General features: G+C 58.6%; 17 protein-coding genes. 6 read left to right on the top strand and 11 right to left on the bottom strand.

Going from position 1 to position 18,007, the window contains the following annotated elements:
* Positions 1-35: 35 nt before the first annotated feature.
* From QCD60_RS20865 to QCD60_RS20880, 4 genes are all read right to left on the bottom strand, one after another.
* The gene (locus QCD60_RS20865) at positions 36-1,763 is read right to left on the bottom strand and encodes a CocE/NonD family hydrolase (RefSeq protein ID WP_347950298.1); all 1,728 of its coding nucleotides are present in this window, start codon (positions 1,761-1,763) and stop codon (positions 36-38) included.
* Between the two features lie 227 nt (positions 1,764-1,990).
* Positions 1,991-2,311, bottom strand: a complete 321-nt coding sequence (locus QCD60_RS20870) for a hypothetical protein (protein ID WP_279788137.1) — start codon at positions 2,309-2,311, stop codon at positions 1,991-1,993.
* A 93-nt stretch (positions 2,312-2,404) separates the two neighbouring features.
* A complete protein-coding gene (locus tag QCD60_RS20875) occupies positions 2,405-2,776 on the bottom strand; it encodes a TorF family putative porin (RefSeq protein ID WP_279788138.1) in 372 nt (123 codons plus the stop codon).
* Between the two features lie 258 nt (positions 2,777-3,034).
* Positions 3,035-4,270 (bottom strand): serine hydrolase, encoded by a 1,236-nt coding sequence (locus QCD60_RS20880; RefSeq protein WP_279788139.1) that lies wholly within the window; start codon positions 4,268-4,270, stop codon positions 3,035-3,037.
* Between the two features lie 136 nt (positions 4,271-4,406).
* On the opposite strand from QCD60_RS20880, the gene QCD60_RS20885 reads away from it, so the two are divergent.
* A complete protein-coding gene (locus QCD60_RS20885; RefSeq protein ID WP_279788140.1) occupies positions 4,407-5,009 on the top strand; it encodes a TetR/AcrR family transcriptional regulator in 603 nt (200 codons plus the stop codon).
* A gap of 73 nt (positions 5,010-5,082) precedes the next feature.
* Here QCD60_RS20885 and QCD60_RS20890 read toward each other — a convergent pair whose 3' ends face one another.
* Positions 5,083-6,054 (bottom strand): AraC family transcriptional regulator, encoded by a 972-nt coding sequence (locus tag QCD60_RS20890; protein ID WP_279788142.1) that lies wholly within the window; start codon positions 6,052-6,054, stop codon positions 5,083-5,085.
* A gap of 94 nt (positions 6,055-6,148) precedes the next feature.
* On the opposite strand from QCD60_RS20890, the gene QCD60_RS20895 reads away from it, so the two are divergent.
* The 5 genes from QCD60_RS20895 (at position 6,149) to QCD60_RS20915 (ending at position 11,421) form a co-directional block, all read left to right on the top strand.
* Positions 6,149-7,333 (top strand): MFS transporter, encoded by a 1,185-nt coding sequence (locus QCD60_RS20895; RefSeq protein ID WP_279788143.1) that lies wholly within the window; start codon positions 6,149-6,151, stop codon positions 7,331-7,333.
* 325 nt (positions 7,334-7,658) lie between these two features.
* Positions 7,659-8,018, top strand: a complete 360-nt coding sequence (locus QCD60_RS20900; protein ID WP_279788144.1) for a hypothetical protein — start codon at positions 7,659-7,661, stop codon at positions 8,016-8,018.
* A complete protein-coding gene (locus tag QCD60_RS20905) occupies positions 7,907-8,881 on the top strand; it encodes an MFS transporter (protein WP_279791045.1) in 975 nt (324 codons plus the stop codon). The genes QCD60_RS20900 and QCD60_RS20905 overlap by 112 nt, the downstream gene beginning before the upstream one ends.
* A gap of 129 nt (positions 8,882-9,010) precedes the next feature.
* Entirely contained in the window at positions 9,011-10,774 is a 1,764-nt protein-coding gene (locus QCD60_RS20910) for a tannase/feruloyl esterase family alpha/beta hydrolase (RefSeq protein ID WP_279788145.1), read from the top strand.
* 89 nt (positions 10,775-10,863) lie between these two features.
* Complete coding sequence (locus QCD60_RS20915) at positions 10,864-11,421, top strand: DUF3237 domain-containing protein (protein WP_279788146.1); 558 nt, start codon at positions 10,864-10,866, stop codon at positions 11,419-11,421.
* Between the two features lie 113 nt (positions 11,422-11,534).
* Here QCD60_RS20915 and QCD60_RS20920 read toward each other — a convergent pair whose 3' ends face one another.
* From QCD60_RS20920 to QCD60_RS20945, 6 genes are all read right to left on the bottom strand, one after another.
* The gene (locus QCD60_RS20920) at positions 11,535-11,999 is read right to left on the bottom strand and encodes a MarR family transcriptional regulator (RefSeq protein WP_279788147.1); all 465 of its coding nucleotides are present in this window, start codon (positions 11,997-11,999) and stop codon (positions 11,535-11,537) included.
* A gap of 93 nt (positions 12,000-12,092) precedes the next feature.
* Entirely contained in the window at positions 12,093-12,653 is a 561-nt protein-coding gene (locus QCD60_RS20925; protein WP_279788148.1) for a M15 family metallopeptidase, read from the bottom strand.
* A gap of 114 nt (positions 12,654-12,767) precedes the next feature.
* A complete protein-coding gene (locus QCD60_RS20930) occupies positions 12,768-15,134 on the bottom strand; it encodes an ATP-dependent DNA helicase (protein ID WP_279788149.1) in 2,367 nt (788 codons plus the stop codon).
* Positions 15,128-16,876 (bottom strand): VRR-NUC domain-containing protein, encoded by a 1,749-nt coding sequence (locus tag QCD60_RS20935; RefSeq protein WP_279788150.1) that lies wholly within the window; start codon positions 16,874-16,876, stop codon positions 15,128-15,130. Before QCD60_RS20935 ends, QCD60_RS20930 begins: the two co-directional genes overlap by 7 nt.
* Before the next feature lie 15 nt (positions 16,877-16,891).
* Entirely contained in the window at positions 16,892-17,095 is a 204-nt protein-coding gene (locus QCD60_RS20940; protein ID WP_104157018.1) for a DUF2788 domain-containing protein, read from the bottom strand.
* 62 nt (positions 17,096-17,157) lie between these two features.
* Positions 17,158-17,892 (bottom strand): NUDIX domain-containing protein, encoded by a 735-nt coding sequence (locus QCD60_RS20945; protein ID WP_279788151.1) that lies wholly within the window; start codon positions 17,890-17,892, stop codon positions 17,158-17,160.
* Between the last annotated feature and the right edge of the window lie 115 nt (positions 17,893-18,007).

Raw genomic sequence — 18,007 nt, forward strand, 5'->3', positions numbered from 1 at the left:
CAAACCACCTGCTGTATCAACAGGTGGGATGCAGTTCAGAACGGTGGAAAGGAGGAAAGCGGGTCGTGTCGGCACGGTTGCTTCAGCACCGCATTGCATTCCGGCGGTGTTGCCGGGATAGCGACGCCGCTGAGCTCGCCCAGTACCAGTTGCGAGGGGTGTTGGGCATCGTGGTAGAGGCTGTTGCGACTGGCCAGCGAGTAGTAGGCAAAGCCATAGCCACCGGTTGGCGAGGGGGCGTCAATCCAGATGCGCAGTCTTGAGCCTTTGCGGAACGGATGAGAGAAGGGAGGGATTTCCACCCGACCCAATGCTGGAACATTGGGCAGCATGGGTTGGATGCTGTCTGGTTCGTCTGCCAGCCATGGCCGCAGAGCGGTAGATTTCTGCTCATTCAGCTTACGGTCTGACATCCGCAGCCAGCCGCGCTGGACGAATATCTCTTGCTCATCCGGACGCACCTCTGTGATGGTGACCTGGACGTCGGTATCCGGTGCGAGGAAGGTCGACAGCCACAGGTCAGCACTGGCAGAACCATAGCTGAGGAAGTCATGCTCGAACGGCGCGCTGGTATAAGCCAGACTGCCTTTGCGCCAGAGCTGATGTTGCCAGCCCCAGGCATTGTCGTTGAGATAGGTATTCACCTCCGGGCCGGGAATGGGGTAGAGGTACGTGTCTGGCTTGCCCGCTCCTTGTCCGTCCCGGATCAGCTGGCCATCTTCACTGAGCGCGAAGTGGACAGGCTTTACTGCCAGTGGATACTGGTTACGCTCGATGGTCCAGCCGGGGTGGGCTGTTTCGTTGGGCTCATGCCGGCCGATGCGGTTATCGGCGACGGTTTCCTGCCAGATCTGCAAGTGCGGGGATTGCTCGAAGCCGTTCTGCTCGCCTTTGACAAAATGATCGAGGAAGGGATAGAGCTTTTCCTTGCGGAAGCGTTCGGACTCATAAAGGTTGTGACCGCCACTGGTCTGCAGCATCCACAATTGCTGTGGGTTGAGATGCTCCTGATAAAACCCTTCGCGAGCCAGTACCGCTTCGTCCTGCCATGCCTGCATGGACAGTACCGGCACCTGTACCTGACTGGCCCGGTCACGTGGGATACGTTGCTTGGTCCATGCATCACGCAGTGGGTGACGCAGCAGGTTATACATCAGTGAGCTGCTGACTACCCTGGCTTTGTTTTCCTCCACTTGGGCGAGACAGCGTTCGTCGTGCTCGCTGGCAGCACTGGCCTTGACGGCATCCCAGCGCATATCGACAAACCAGTGCCAGGTGGTGGTGAACTCCTGATTGGGTACACCGCCGGGAGCCCAGCTGTCGCTGTGCGGATCGCCAAGGATCATGCCCGGCGCGATGGCTTTAAGGCCTTTGGGCTGTTCACTGGCGGTCATCAGTTGTGACATCCCCGCCCAGGACCAGCCAAACATGCCGACCTTACCGTCAGACCAGCTTTGTTGCGCGGCAAACTCCACCGCACTGCGGCCGTCGGTGCCGTATTGAGGGCCAAGGAAGTCAAAAGTCCCCTGCGAGCAGCCGGTGCCACGGGCCTGTACGCCCATGATGGCATAGCCACGCTCTATCAGGTCTTTGTCCATCGCGACTGAAAAGGTTTCATTATCAGCAAGATAGGCTGAGCCGCCGATGCTGCCGGAGTCATAACCGCTATAGCGGATCAATACAGGGAATGGACCTTCACCCTTGGGCAGTAGCACCGAGTAGCGCAGCTGTGTACCGTCGGCGGCAGTCAGATAGCCGGTGATGCGTTTTCCCCAGAAAGCTTCGGTCGGCCGGAGGTGGTCCTTCCATGGGGGGCTGGGTGCTGCAGCCTGCGAGCAGCGCCAGGCTGAGGGCGCACAGACTCAGCGTGCGGGTCAGGGGAGTCAGATGCATAACTATCCTCGAATAAGTGGTCGAATGGGGAGTGAGTGTCGCGCGGTCGTGAAGTTGAACGTCAGAAGTGTTTGCTGGCAGAAAACACGACGGTGGCCTAGCACTTGCCGCCTTCACCGAAGTTATTAGTGCACTCCGCTTTGGACAGATCGGTATCGATATAGGCCGCTTTCCATTCCACACTGTAGAGGCGTTTACTCAGTGCCAGCTGCCAGTCACTGTAGCCACTGCGGTAAGAGCCATCGTCTGAGAGCCAGGCCTGTTCGTCGGAGGTCCAGGTGTGGCCGTAGCGGACATTAAGTTTGGTCTGCCAGGGCAGGTAAAAATCATATTCGGCCCAGCCCACCGTACGGTGCTTGTCGCGTGGTTTGATTGCGGCATTTGCAGGCAGCACTCCCAGACCGATGAGCTGGTCCACGGTCGCTGCTGCCTGAGCGCGGGCCGGCGGATTCTGCAGGTCGTTAGCGTACTTCAGGCCAACCGTCGCATGACGGTAGCTCAGGGTGCCAACCTATTCACCGAAGTTGATCCAGCTGTCGCCCGGATAGTCATAGCGTACGTAGGACAGGGAGAAGCGGGTGTTTTCCGTAATCGGTCTGGCAATACCGACGTAGTAATCCCACTCCCTGTTGCTATCGGTGCCCATCTCCACGTTGGCGGTGAATACCCCGGCGAACATGCCGCTGGGTTTGTGTACCAGAGTTGCTGACGTCAGCAGCTCCGGTGCGTTGTTCTGATCCAGTGAGAAACCGCCGATGCGGTAGTCGCTGGACAATCCCACATTGATATCCAGCAGGGTCTCTGCCGTCAGGTCGATAGCGTGAGCGGACAGGGATAGGCCGAACAGGCTGCTGGCCAGCCCCCAGGATGCAATCTTGTTCATACGGTTAGGCTCCATGGTTCTGATTGGTCTGGAAGAGAAAAGTCGGTTTACGTTTCTTGTTATCTGGCCAGCACACTTTTCCGGGGCAGCACGACGCCGTCGGCTTGAAGGGGGCAAGCCGGGGAGGGGTCAGGGCAGGAGTGATCAGAGGCTGGTAAGCAATCGTTTCAGGGCTGTTGAAATAAGTCTGGGTGTCTCCTTTACAGGTTGGCTGAGTTTGTGTCTGGCCCGTACTGAAGCTGCTGAGTGGACTGCTGTTCAGACCGTACTTGCGACAGTGCGAATCAGTCGTACTGTGTCGATATCCAGAATGCTTTCGGCAACCGGCATTGATGATTGCTTCACAATCACCACGTTGTTGAGGTAATCCACATAGAGGTACTGACCGTGAATGCCTACGGCGAGTAACGCCTGCTGCGGATAGACATACCACTGGCTTTTGTAGGTAGCTCCGGGGCTCCACACCGCAAAGGTCTCGTTCGCGTCGTAAATGGCCGGGTCGCCTCCTGTCAGTACGGCTGCGACAGCTTCCGTGCTGACCAGCTGCTGGCCCTGGCTCTGACCATGGTTGAGTAGCATTGCGCCGTAACGAGCCATATCACGCAGCGTGGCATTAAAACCGCAGCCGGTGACATTACGGCCCCAGGGGTCGGCCACGAAGAAAGCATCGCGCTCACATCCCAAACCTTTCCACACATCGCTCAGCAGGTCAGCGCAACTGCGCTTGCAGGCACGCTCTATAACCCAGCCAAGAGCCTCTGTGGTGGCTGTTACATAATGGAAGAAACCGCCGTGTTCACCTGATTTCCGGGTTGCAGGCAGATATTCGTACAGCGACGGGCTGGCTTTGATGCCTACAGGAGGGGGTGTCAGGCCGCAGGCATAGCCGAACTGTGAGCTGCCGGAGTTCGGATCGTCATACACCTCGTCATAGTCAATGGCCACGGCCATATCCATCAACTGGCGCACGGTAGCGTCGCCGAAAGCACTGCCGTGTAGTTCAGGAACATAGCTGACGGTCAGTGCCTGATCGTTCAGCTTGCCGCTTTGCACCAGCTCTTCGGCCTTCATGCCGATCAGTGACTTGGTGACGGAGAACATGATGTGGCGCTTGTGAGCCTGATGGCCATTAGTGTACTGCTCCTGAACGATCACCCCGTTTTTCATTACCAGCCAGCCATCGGTATACGTTGCGGCGAGATGTTCCTGCGTACTTACTTCATGCCCGGCGGCACTTGTAAAACGCAGGTCATCGGCAGTCGTGGTGGCTTGTGCCAGCGAAGCGGCCGGCGTAGAGCCCCGCTCTACCGTGATATTGGGTCGAATGCGGCCGAGGTTATGGAACGCCCAGCGGTTATAGGGTGGCGCCATAAAGTTATGCCAGGTTACCCGCTGCTCCGGCGAGGGGGGGAATCCCTGCATCAGCAACTGCTGTGTGTCCTCCTGAGTAGCGCAGTAAGCGTCTCGTAGTGCCAGGGCAAAATCGGTACTCATGTGAAGTTCTCTTCGGTGTATGTGTTATTTTTTATAACCATAAAATTTTATAGTCAAATAAAAAATTTGATCATAATCGAAAAATTTACTAGGATCGGCAGCCTTGGCAGATCAGCCAGAGGTAAGAGGAAGGCGTGTGAGTGGATTGCGGCAAAGGCAGAAGGAGCAGCGTCGTGAGGCAATCATTGCCGCGGCGTTGTCTTTGTTTGAAGCGCAGGGTTTTGCGTCAACGACAGTGGAGCAGATTGCTGCTCAGACCGGGGTCTCCACCCCAACGGTATTCAATTACTTCGGCAGTAAGCAGGATATTCTGCTCGCCCTGATGGAGCGGGCAGATCAGCAGGCGGTTGCCAATGCCAGACAGCACATACCGGTCTTTGATAACGCGGTGGATGCCATGTGCCATCTGGAGTCGCAGATCATCCGTCAGGAGCTGGAGGCACTGCCGGCATCCATCTGGCGTGAGCTGTTGCCGTTGGGTGTGCTGTCTCCGCGCCCCGAGGCGGCTTCCCAGCTCAATACCCGGCTGGTGCAGGAAGTGGCTGCTTTGCTGCGTGAGTTGCAGGCGCGCAAGCTGCTGAAGGCGGGAGTGGATGTCGACTTTGTGGCTGAGTTTCTCAATGACTACAGCACCATGCTGTTCATGCGGCTGGTGCAGGATGACGTGCCCGACCTGCAGGCCCACGAGCAGCGCATTCGCAAGCTGACCCAGACGTTATTTGACGGGCTAGCTCCCTGACGGACGCATACGTGATGTTGTTGCAACGTGCTGTGTCACTGAAAGGGTGTGTGTCCGATAGCATCTCACCGGACTAGAGTTTCAGTGAGCCCGGCGTCGCTCCGGTTTCGCGTTTGAACGCGCGGGAAAACGCCGCCTGTGACGCATAGCCCAACCGCCAGGCGACCTGCTCAGGCGTCTGGCGGTCTTCTGTCAGCCATTGATGTGCCAGCCGCATGCGCAGCGAGGTCACGTATTGCAGTGGCGACACCCCTACTACCGCCCGAAAGCGCTCGGCAAACACCGAGCGTGAGGCTCCCATCACGCTGGCCATCTCCGCTACGGTCCAGTTGTGGCCCGGTTGCTTGTGAACCATGGCAATAACTTTGCCCATTCTGGGGTCGCGTAACGCTTCCACCCAGCCGTTGATCTGGCTACAACCGCATTCCACCCAGCCGCGCACGATATAGGCAGACACCACATCCGCCAGCCGGGCCAGAATCGCGGCGGCGCCCGCACGTTTCAGTTCGGACTCCCGCGACATGGCTTGCAGCATCGACAGCAGCTCCGGGTAGCGGCTGAGCAGGGTGCCGACATGCATCACTTCCGGCATCAGTGCGACCAGAGGATGCAGGCCTCCCAGATCAAAGGCCATGCAGCCACTGAACAGCTGGGCACTGATCGGTGACAGTGTATTCATTTCGTGATTGCGCAGGGTGCTGAACGCCCAGCAGACCGGTTCACCGGCAATTTCGGTGATATCCCGACAGGCTACCTGTTCATCCGACAGCAGCTCGTGAGTGCCCCCTCGTGGCAGTAATACCGCGTCACCGGCATGCAGAACCAGCAGCTGCCCGGATGGGCAGCGCAGATAAGCAACGCCCTGCGCGACAAAATGGAACTGGGCACGTCCTGTTTCGGTTTTCAACCGCAGTCCAAACGGCTGCACCAGTTGCAGCTGGCAATAGTGCAGGCCCGACATGCGCATTCCCAGCAGCAGCTCACTCATCAAGTCCATCATGGGGTCTTTGTTCAGAACACTGCTTTCGGACGATATGTCAAACATTCAGGCTTTCCAGAGATAGTTCGTCCGGCGAGCCTACTATAATCTTGCGACCTCGAACAACGCTTGTCTGCGTGTGTGGAGTGAGGAGCTATTTATGACTGTATCTACCCCGACTCGATGGAGTGCTGTCTGGGCGATGGCGTTGGGTGTATTCAGTCTGGTGACGGCGGAGTTTCTGCCTGCCAGCCTGCTGACGCCGATGGGGCACAGCCTTGCTGTAAGTAATGGTCAGGCCGGGCAGAGTGTGACGGTGACGGCAGTGGTTGCTCTGATCGCCGGATTGCTGGTAGTGCCATCTACACGTCGTTTTGATCGGCGTTCCGTGCTGCTGTCCCTGAGCGCCATGCTTATCGTGTCCAACGTCATTGTCGCAACGGCCGCCAGCCTGCCTGTGCTGCTGGCAGGGCGGGTGCTACTTGGGGTTGCGCTGGGCAGTTTCTGGTCGCTGGCCGCGGCCACCACGCTGCGATTTGTGCCAGAGAGTGCGGTGCCGCGCGCCTTGTCACTGATCTTTAGCGGCGTGCCTCTGGCGACTATCTGTGCTGCTGCCGTTGGCAGTTATCTCGGTGCGTTGCTGGGCTGGCGTGCTGTGTTCTGGCTGGCAGCGGGGCTGGGCGTGGCTGCATTGCTGTGGCAATGGCTGACCTTACCGAGCATGCCCGCAACGCCTGCGCAGGGACAGGTCAGTCTGTGGCAGGCGGTACAACGCCCTCATATCGGGCCGGGCATTCTGGCCATCCTGCTGATCTTTACTGCTCACTTTGCGGCTTTTACCTATATTCGCCCCTTTCTGGAAGGGGCGCTCCAGGTTGCTACTGACCAGTTGCCGCTGTGGCTGCTGAGCTTTGGTGTGGCGAACTTCATTGGTACCTTGTTGATTGGTCGCTGGCTGGATCACCGCCTGCGCTGGGTCCTGCGCATGGCACCACTGGTGATGGGGGTGAGTATCGGTTTGCAGGTCATGGATGCCGGCAGCAGTCTGCTGTTTGCGGTTGCCATGCTGATGCTCTGGGCGCTGGCCTTTGGTGCCACACCGGTCAGCTGGTCTACCTGGTCGACACGGGTCGCGCCGACGATGGCTGACAGCACCGGCGCTCTGATGGCCTCAACCTGTCAGCTGGCCATCAGCCTCGGGGCGGCCTGTGGCGGCTGGCTGCTTGATCACAGTGGCCCACTGGCCATGTTGTCAGGGAGTGCCATTGTGTTTGTACTGGCTGCACTGATGATCTTTATTCGTCTGCCTTTACCTTCCAATACCGTACAGACCGCCGCTGAATAGTCTGCTGCGGTGTCGGGGTGTACAGAGCACACTCCGGGCCATGGGAACCTTAGCGCTCCCATGGTTTTTCAATTTGCGATGCTCTGTTTTGCGAGGACGCATATCAGTCGGTAGGCGGAGTTTATGGTTTTTTAAAAACTGTTGTTGTTTACAACAATTATCAGTAAGCTGGCGTAGCTGTAGTTGATCACCTTTTGTCCAACCTGGTCACAACAAAGACAACACCCAGGAGATGAATCATGTTCTACGTCATGGCCGCTGCTTGCCGTCGGGCAGCCTGTCTCGCTCTATCCTGTCCTGCTCTGGCGTTGTCTGGAGGTGCCTTATGAACACCTCAACCACGCAGCGCACGATGTATCTCACGTTCTTTCTCTGCTTTCTGACTGCTCTGCTGGAAGGTTTCGACCTGCAGGCAGCGGGCATTGCTGCACCCGGCATGAAGGGCGAATTTGCCCTGACGCCCCCGATGATGGGCTGGTTCTTCAGCCTTGGCCTGGTGGGGTTGCTGCCGGGGGCGCTGGTCGGTGGCTGGCTGATCGCATCGGCAGACGCTGGATCCTCATCGCCTCCGTGGTGCTGTTCGGCATTTTCTCCTTTGCTACGGCCCATGCCTGGAGCTATGGCTCGTTGCTGGTGGCACGGTTCTTTACCGGGCTGGGCCTCGGCGCCGCCTTACCCATTCTGATTGCACTGTCGTCGGAAGCCGCCACACCGCAACTGCGTGCTACGGCAGTCAGCCTTACTTATTGCGGTGTACCGCTGGGGGGGATGCTGGCGGCAATTCTGGGTGCCACGGAGTACGGCACTGACTGGCGGCTGATCTTCTATATCGGTGGCGTGGTGCCTGTGCTGATAGCCCTTGCCCTATGGCTGTGGCTGCCGGAGTCCCAGGAGTTCAAGACACAGACAGCGCAGAGCAGAGCAGAGCAGGGTAATGGCCTGACTGCGCTGTTCAATGAGCGTCGCACCACACCTACCTTATTGCTCTGGTTGGCCTGCTTTTTCACTCTGACCGTGCTGTATCTGTTGCTTAACTGGTTGCCTACGCTGCTGGTCGGACAAGGCTTCAGCCGCGAACAGGCCAGTATCGTGCAGATCCTGTTCAACGTCGGTGGTGCGCTGGGCTCGCTGTTGAGTGGCCGTCTGATGGACAAGGAGCGCTATGTAACTGCCGTGGTGGTGGCCTATCTGGGCATGCTACTGGCACTGGCAGGTCTGGGTTCCAACGGTGGTATGACGGTCATGCTGATCGCAGGTTTTGCCGCAGGTCTGTGCGCGCTGGCCGGGCAGGCGTTGCTCTATGCGCTGGCGCCGTTGCTGTATCCGGTCAATATCCGTGCGACCGGGGTCGGGGTGTCTGTTGCGGTGGGGCGGCTTGGCTCCATCTCCGGCCCTCTTGCTGCCGGGCAGATACTGGCTGCCGGAGCCGGTGCGACAGGTGTGCTGATGGCCGCGGCGCCGGGGCTGGTTATTGCCTCGGGAGCGGTGCTCTACCTGTTCTCGCGTCGCTACGCCGTGATACCTGCAGTAACGGCCTCACCTTCTTGACGTCGCCTGCACGTTCTGGGCTGCTGTTCATGATCCGCTGAGGGGAGGAATACTAGCGCCGACCCTCAGTGCCCGCCTGCCGCAATGATGGCTGTCTCAACTGCTTTAGCTCGAATACATGGAGTTGCTATGTTCTGGAAGTCCTTCATGCCTGTTACCCGAAAACGTCCGATAACTCGCTGTCCGTTACCCATGGCTCTGATGCTGAGCCTGTCAGCACCGACCTGGGCCGCCAGCACAAAAGCACCGCTCGATCATCAGCTGCAACCCACCATGAGTTGTGAGGCACTGCGCAGCTTTCCCTATGCGAGTATGAAACTGTCCAGTACCGAGCTGATCGCAGCGGGTAGTCTCAGCGTGCCGGGGATCGCCGAGGCCATGCCGGAGCATTGTCTGGGGCGTGGCGAACTCAACGAGCGGGTCAGCCCGGTCGATGGCAAACGCTACGCCATCGGTTTTGAAATGCGTCTGCCCAGTCACTGGAACGGGCGCTTCTTTTATCAGGCCAATGGCGGTCTGGATGGACGTCTGGTGCCCGCTTACGGTGGGCAGCTGGGCGGTGGCCCGGACAGCAATGGTTTGCTGAAAGGCTTTGCAGTGATCAGCTCCGACGCCGGGCATGCCATGGAAAAAGGGGGTAAGGGGATCGGCGCAGCGTTGTTTGGGCTGGACCCGCAGGCCCGCAAAGACTACGGCTACAACGCCGTAGCGCAGCTGACCCCGATGGCGCGTCAGCTGATTACCGGCCTTTACGGTTATCGTCCTGCGCGCTCCTATTTGCTGGGCGCCTCCAATGGAGGGCGTCATGCCATGGTGGCCGCTGCCCGTGATACCGGCCAGTACGATGGTATTGTCGCCGGTGATCCCGGCTTCAATCTGCCTCAGGCCGCCGTTGCTCAGGTGTGGGGAGCACAGCAGTTTGCCCGGGTGGCCAGTCTGAACGCTGCTGGCAAGCCCGATCTGGAAACCAGCTTCACTCCTGCGCAGCTGAAGTGGGTGGCGCAGGCGGTACTGCAGCGTTGTGACGGGCTGGACGGTCTCAAGGATGGTCTGATCTTCGATATGGCCGCCTGTCAGCGCCATTTTGATATTCAGCGCGATGTTGCCAGCTGTCAGTCAGGTCAGACTGACCACTGTCTGGATGAGGGACGAAAGCGTGTACTGCAGCGCTTGTTTGCCGGTCCGCATCTGGGTGAGCAGCAGCTTTACAGCGCTATGCCGTGGGACAGCGGCATTGATGGTCAGGACTGGCGTGACTGGAAGCTGAAGTACAGCGTCGGCCCGCGTGATGCCATCGCGCTGGGCTTTGTATTTATGACACCGCCGGTGTCACCTGCCGTGGTCAACGGCGAAGGGACCAGTCTGCTGGACTACGCCCTTAATTTCAGTCTGGAACAGGATGCGCCGCGTATTTACGCCAGTAATTCGACTTACACCGAAGCTGCGATGACCTTTATGCCCCCACCGCAGGCAGCGCATATGGATCACTTCATTCAGCGCGGCGGCAAGCTGATCGTGTTCCATGGCAACAGTGACCCGGTGTTCTCTGCGCTGGATACCGTGCACTGGTATCAGGCACTGAGCCGCAATCACGGTAAGGCGACCGCCGACAGCGTGCGTCTGTTCCTGATCCCCGGTATGAACCACACCCGTTATGGCCCGGCGACGGATCAGTTCGACATGCTTGATGCCATTGTCGCCTGGGTAGAGCAGGGCAAGGCGCCGCAGCGTGTGATCGCCAGCGCGCGTGGTCAGGGTTCACTGTCACCTAATACGGAAATCCCTGCTGACTGGTCAGCACAACGCAGTCGTCCACTGTGCCCCTACCCTCAGCTGGCCAGATATGACGGTAAAGGTGATCCCGAACAGGCTGCCAGTTTCCTGTGTCAGTAGTGTCCACACATCTTCAGTTCATCAGGTGGAGCGCGACGACTGGGCGCTCCCTGCCGCTTATATACAAAACAACAACAAGAGGAAGGTACATGAGTCAGCATATGGATAATTCACGGCGTCGCTTGCTAGGGAGCGGTGTAGGTCTGGCACTGGCAACGCTTGCCGTACCCGCTGCCCGGGCCGCTCAGAGTCAGGCAGCTGCGGCAGTGGCCAGCCCGCAACTGGAAGAAATCTATCAGGCTATTGTCGATATCGAGCCGGCGATGGAGCTGGGTAATGGCCCACTGGGCGAGCGGCGTATGGTGCCGATTACCGGCGGCAGCTTTGAGGGAAAAGGCCTGAAGGGCAAGGTGCTGGCAGGTGGTGCAGATCGTCAGCTGATCCGCGCGGATGGGGTCAGGGAGCTGGATGCGGTCTATGAGATGCAGACGGATGATGGTGCGGTGATCAGCGTTCGCAATCGGGTGACGGTGCATCAGCAACTACCGGAAGGCAAACGGTATGCGCTGTCACATATCGAGCTGACGGCACCGGCAGGTCCGTACGCCTGGCTCAACGACTATGTGGTCGTCGGGACACTGCAGAGCCTGAAACCTGAGCGTCAGGCGGTGCTGATTACGGCTTATCGGCTCATGCCAGCGGTATAGCGCCTGCTCACGATCTGTTCTGTGTCGATGACGTCTGCCGGCAATGAATCATCAGAAAAGGACAACCAGCACGGGTTGCCGCGTTAGCGCGACAGCCCATGCTGCGTCTGCCTTCAGGAGACATCGGCAAGGCGCTGAAGAATGTCCAGCAGCCACTTCTTTTCTTCTGCTGTCATGATGGCATCGAAGCGTGCCTCATGCTCCCGCGCCTTGGCATAGAGGCTGGCGTAGTAGTCCGTCCCCGCGTCAGTCAGGTAGAGCGCGTAGGAGCGACGATCATTCTCCACCGGGCGACGTTCGATCAGCCCATCCTTTTCAAACCTGTCCACCACCGCCACCATGGCCGAGCGGTCATTTCCGAGCGCCTGTGCCACGGCTGTCTGGGTAAGACCCGGATTTTCCGCCACGATAGACAGCACGCCAAACTGGCCGGGGCTGACGCCATTTTCGGCGAATGTTGCCTGGAAGTGATTGAAGTAATTGAGCTGAGCGCGGCGAATCTTGTAGCCAACTAGGGTATCCAGGGCACTGAAACTGACAGTCTGTTTATCAGAGTTATTGTCACTGTTGTTTTCCATGAACTGTTCCGGTCTTTTACTCGCAAAATGGGCTGATTATGGCACAGATGGCTGAGACAGACACCGATCTGCCGTGATCTTGTCGACAAGAGGTCATGCCGGATGCCAGCACCAGTGCCAGGGCTCGTAGACGTATCCCCAGGGGTTGTCAGGGGGGAAGGACAGGCGGAAGCCGTACTCGGCAGCATGGTGCTGCAGCCAGCTGAAAGCCTGAGTAGCGGCAAAATCTTCACTGGCCGGGGCGCAGTCCGGCGTATTGATGTCGATGGCCCGTCCGGTGTGATGCTCACTGCAACCGGGGGGCGCCAGCACGGTGAGGATGTCGTCGGCAGCGACTCCGCGGCTCTGTTTACGGCGGATGAGGTCCATCTGATAGTCGACGCTGCGATAGGCTGACACCATCAGCAGGATGACGTTGTCTGCGGCGGCAGCCGCTTTCATCGCTTGCCAGGCGAGCGCTGCGTGCGGCGTCAGCTGAAATTCGCGCCCCTGCTCGCTGGTTTCGGCAATCACCAGTTCTGTCGCTTCGGCAAAAAAAGGCAGCGGGCGGCTGTCGATCAGGGCGACATCAATACCCAGCTCATGCAGCCACTGATGAGTGAGGGTTTTCAGCTGCGCCTGCTCGCTGCTATAGAGGTTGGTTGAGGTGCTCATTGCGTTACATCGTCCAGTTAATTCATCAGGTTAGTGGGGCAGGCGGTTGAGTCTGCCAGAGCGTAACTATTTTCTTTGGTAGCTACGTTCTCTGGTGTCTATGTTCTCCGGTGGTTACACGCGCTGAGGCTGCCACCAGCCCGGCAAAAGTTGCCTGACCTCCGCCCGGACAAAGCGATCATCGATCAACTCCACTACACCGGTGTCCTCAGTGGTACGGATGACTCTCCCTGCCGCCTGAATTACTTTCTGCATACCAGGGTAGAGATAGGTGTAATCGTAGCCACGCTCGAAGCGCTGCTGCATCCGCTGTTGCAGCAGCTCATGGTAGTGGTCATAGGGCGGCAGGCCAAGGGTGGCGACAAAGACGCCGATCAGGCGCTGCCCCGGCAAGTCGATCCCTTCGGCAAACACGCCGCCCAGTACGGCGAAACCGATCTGCTGCTGACCTTCCTGAAAGCTGTCAATAAAGGCCTGACGTTCGCTGTCGCTCATGCTCGGTTGCTGGCGGTTGAGGTGAATCTCACCGGCTTCCTTTTTCAACGCATCATACACCGCATTGAGATAGGCAAAGCTGCTGAGATAGACCAGATAGTTGCCCGGTGCCTGCCGATACTGTTGCAGAATGCGGGCCACCATGGGGCGAATCGACTGCTGTCTGTCTTTGTAGCGGGTGCTGATACGGTTGACCAGCCTGACCTGCAGCTGCTCGGCGCGGAAGGGGCTGTCGGTATCAAGCCAGAGGCTGTTGTCTGGCAGCCCCAGCAGATCGCGATAATAGGCAGCGGGCGCCAGCGTCGCCGAAAACAGCACGGTGGCATGGCTGGTGAGAAAGCGGGGAGCGAGGAAGTCCGCCGGGATCAGATTATGAATGCCCGTCACGGCTTTGCCTTTCTGTTGCTGGCTAAGCCCGGCTACCGAGTGATCACCGTAGGTTTCAGCCAGACGCTGATAGCCGATGCACTCAAACAGCAACTCCTGCAGTACCGCATCGGCGGGGTGATCCGTAAGGTAATCAATGATGGCGCTGATCAGGCGCGCCAGTGCGCCATCGAGCAGCAGGGGGCGTTGTTGTAGATAGGTCTGACCGAGATCTTCGCCTTTGCGTTGCCGTTGGTTGGTCTCCGGGCGGGCATGCTCCGCTGGCGGCGTCGCCAGCGTAAATGCTTCATCGACAGCGACTGCGGAGTCTTCAGTGTCCGGCTGCGGTGGTTCCAGTTCGCTCCTGATCAGTTCCCGCCATTTACGCTGCAGTTGCTCCAGCGGTTTCTTCAGATCAGCAGGCAGCTGCTTTTTCAGTTGTTTCAGACGCGCCTGATGCAGTTCAGCGCTGTACATGCCCCGGGCGCGGTTGATCAGGTTGTGGGCTTCATCAATCAGGGTGACCACCTGCCAGTCATTTTGCAGCGTCAGGCTATAGAGCATGGCCTGCTGATCAAAATACTGGTTGACGTCGGCAATCACCACGTCGCACCAGCGCGCCATTTCCTGCGCCAGAAAGTAGGGGCAGATGTCGTGCCCCAGCGCGATACGACGCAGGCTGGCCTTGTCCAGCACGCCTGACTGCACTGCTTCGGCACGGGCATCGGCAAGGCGGTCGAAAAATCCCTTTGCCAGTGGGCAGGACTCACCACTGCACGCCAGTGTCGGATGTTCGCAGGCGTTGTCTTTGGAGGATAACTCCACAATGCGCAGCGGCAACGGCCCGGTCTGCGCCCTGAGTAACTGCCGGGCGGCATCGACCGCCAGTTGTTTGCCGGTATTACGGGCGGTGAGAAAAAACAGCCTGTCCAGTGCTTTGCGCGGCATGGCGGTGAGGGCCGGGTAGAGTACGCCCAGTGTCTTTCCAATCCCGGTGGGCGCTTGCAGCATCAGGGTCTTGCCGGTGTAGACCGTCTTGTAGACGTTCTCGGCCAGCTGGCGTTGACCCTGACGAAACTGCGCATAGGGGAAGCTCAGGGTCAGCAGTGAACTGTCACGCAGTTCGCGGTGGTGTTGCTCCTGCTCTGCCCAGTAGCGGAAGCGCTGGCACAGCGCTTCAAGGTGCTGCCACAAATCCGCACGGTCATGCTGTTCCTGTAGTTGGGTTTCCTTGTCGTTGACGATGTCGAAATACACCAGTCGCAGGGTGACAGATTTCAGATTGTCGCGGGCACACAGCAGGGCACCGTAAACCTTCAGCTGTGCCCAGTGCAGTGTTCGCTGGGCAGGACCGATACGTGCCACATCACCGCGATGGGTTTTGATCTCTTCCAGAATGTGTTTGTGAGGCAGGTAGCCGTCAGCGCGCCCGGACAGCAGTAAGCCACTGCATTCGCCTTCCAGCAATAATTCCGCCTGATAGTCGAGGGTGCGTCGCGACTGCACCAGACGGTGCCCTGCCATACCTTCTTCGGCAGTGGGGGCCGGGGTGTAGCGATGGCTCAGATCACCGCTGCGGGCGGCAAATTCACAGAGCGTACGGACGGCCACTTTCAGCATAAGGCAGTCTCGTCCGGTGCGGCGTTGATGTTATCAAGCCAGCTGACGTGGCAGACACTGACATCCATGCCCAGTTCAATAAAGTACTCCAGCCATAACCGCTGATGATCCTGCAGGCGGTCGCCGGGGCCTTTTACTTCGATCAGGCGGACATGGCCGTCCGCATCAAAACAAATCAGGTCGGGAAAGCCGCTACGGTGTTGTTTGATGTCTTGCAGCAGGCGCAGGAAGATGGCCTTCAGCTGCGGTGCAGGAAGGTGCTGCAGGGCCAGCTGCAACAGCGGCTGCTCCAGTGCGGGCCAGTAGGTAAAAGGGGTGGTGATACCTTGTTTCAGCTGCCAGTAATGCTGAATCTGCTGGCGGTAACTGCCGTCGTCCAGCTTTTGCAGACACTCATCAAACAACATCTGACGGCGGCTGACGAAGTCATCGCGCAGTAAATCGGCGGCGGCAGACTGAAAGGGGTGGAAAAACGCACCGGGCAGGGGGGCAAACAGAGCAGGCCAGCACAACAGGGCAAAGAGGCCGTTGAACAGGGTGTTTTCCACGTAGAAAGCACGGGTCAATGTGCCCTGCTGCTGACCTTGACGGTGGAAGTAGGCGACGGTTGCCAGCTCCACCGTGCTGCCAGTGGGATAAGGTACGCTGATGTACTGCAGTGGAATGTCGGCGGGGGCAGGCGGTAGCCGCAGGGGCTGACCGGCCTTTTTCGCCACCCGCTTGAGAATACGATAGAGATAGACCTGTTCATCGGCGTGAGTGGCGCTTTGCAGAGCCGCTTCGGCGCGCTGATAGACCTCCATCGGCGTTGCTGATTTCTCCAGCAAACGCAGCGTGCGAATTGCCGCTTCCCGGTGACCGCTCTGTTCATAACAACGCAGTGCCAGCGCCTGCTGCTGCTCACGTTCAGCCTGTCTGCCGATGCTGAACAGCAGACGTGCCCGGCGACTTTCCAGCCAGGGGTTATCCAGCGCGGCGGGGACTGTTTCGAGCAGTTCTGCCAGTACCACCTCACTGCTCTCCAGCTGTTCGCGGCATTGATGCAGCTGCAGATAGATGTCGACCTGCTGCCTTGTCTGAAAGGCTCGTGAGGCGGGGGTGAAGTCTACGCTTTCATAGCGCTGGTGACCCAGCTCGGTCAGCACGAACTCCGACCAGTCCTGGCGCAGATTACCGAAAAACAGCAGCCGGACCAGGTCGAACAGCGCCATGCAGGACAGCTGCCAGAGCTGATCGTCAGCCTCTGGCCTCCAGCCCTGATAGGTCATCCGTCGAGGTGATGCTGGTTCCACGTCTTCGTCAGGGCGTGCGAGGGGCTGCAGCATGTCGATGATCTGCTCTTTCACTGCCGCACGCGGCACGGCGATGTCAGGCAGCTGATATTGGCAGAGTTGTACTAGTTCGGCTTTGGTTAGCAGCTGGCACAGTTCGCTGAGGGTGATCTCAGGCAACAGCTGCAGAAGCCGGGCCTCAGCCAGTGCCTGTGCGGCAGCCGGCATATCGGTAACTTCGCTGTAGTTCAGTTTGCTGGTGCGAAACAGTTCACCCTTGCGCATCACCATCCGCATCAGCAGTGCCTGAGCCTGCGTCGGTAGCTGAAGGAGTGCCTCCAGCTGGCGGGCTTCATCCACATGCAGTAAATCACCATGATGCGTCAGCACCCACTGCAGTACGGTACGGGCATTGTGCAGGTAGTAGAGCGGGTCATCGAGGGAGGCGCGATCAAGCGTAGGGGTGTTCATGGGAGGCGTCGGCACTTAGTTCTTTTCCATCAGATGGACGATGACTTCCTTGATAAGAAAGGCAAACAGACCAAGCCCCAACGTCAAAAACAGGATGAGCGTGCCGAATTTGCCCGCTTTCGATTTCTTCGCCAGATCATAGATGATGAAGAATACAAAGCAGGCGAACACCGTCAGGCCGATATTCAACGTCAGATTTTCCATTTCCGCTAAACGCACGAGCAGAGCCTCATCGGGGGAAAGGCAGCAGTTTAGCGCAGTTGACAGGGAGATTCAGGTCGTCAGTCTTGCTGTTCGCCAGCGCGAAACCATGCCTCTACCAGCACACGTGCCAGAGGCGTCCAGTGTTGCTGTGGCTGCTGACGTTCCTGTTGCAAGGCATGCCAATCCAGTCTGACCACCGTGCCTTCTGCTTCATCAAACTGCGGGTGTTCGCTGATGTTGATGTAGGTCGGCATGCAGGTGAGCTGCACTGCACCGTTATCGGGTTCCTGAGTCAGACACCACCAGGCGGAAGGAGGGATGTGCCCGTCGTGGCCGCTTTCTTCCTGCAGCTCACGCAAAGCCCCCTGGCTTGCCTGAGCGCCATCCTGTTGAGGGTGGATGCCGCCGCCGAATACGGACAGATAACCCGGGTACAGATGATTTTTGCTGGAGCGCTGCTGGAACAGAAACTGCTGCTGGTGCACATCCATCGCCATGCAGGTTGCTGCGATCAGCATGGGGCGCTGACCAGCACGACGCAGGGTCATGATGGTGGCGTAGTCTGACTCGAGATAGGTCAGCAGGCGATGGCTCGCAGCACCTGAAGGGGCTGTCTTGGGTAACGCGGCGAGTACGCACACAGGCTCATTGATCGTCAGCGCTTTGCACTGCTGCTGATAGGCAGCCTGCAGGGAATCAGGCACTCGTAATTCACCCACCTTTTCCAGCACCGGTTCCTGCCGCCAGAGGGCAACGAGCTGGATGTGTTCTGCATCAAGTTGGTTGAGGTCGGCGAGCAGCGTAGTGGACATGGGCATTCCCTGTTGTGGCGGTCGATCTGGTCTGGTCAGAAGCCCGGTTACGTTAGCACAGATGGAGGCTTTGGGTGGTCAGTGTCCGGGAGGACGAGGAGGTGCAGGGAGACAT

It is taken from the genome of Pokkaliibacter sp. MBI-7 (genome assembly GCF_029846635.1).
In the GTDB taxonomy this organism is placed as follows: domain Bacteria; phylum Pseudomonadota; class Gammaproteobacteria; order Pseudomonadales; family Balneatricaceae; genus Pokkaliibacter.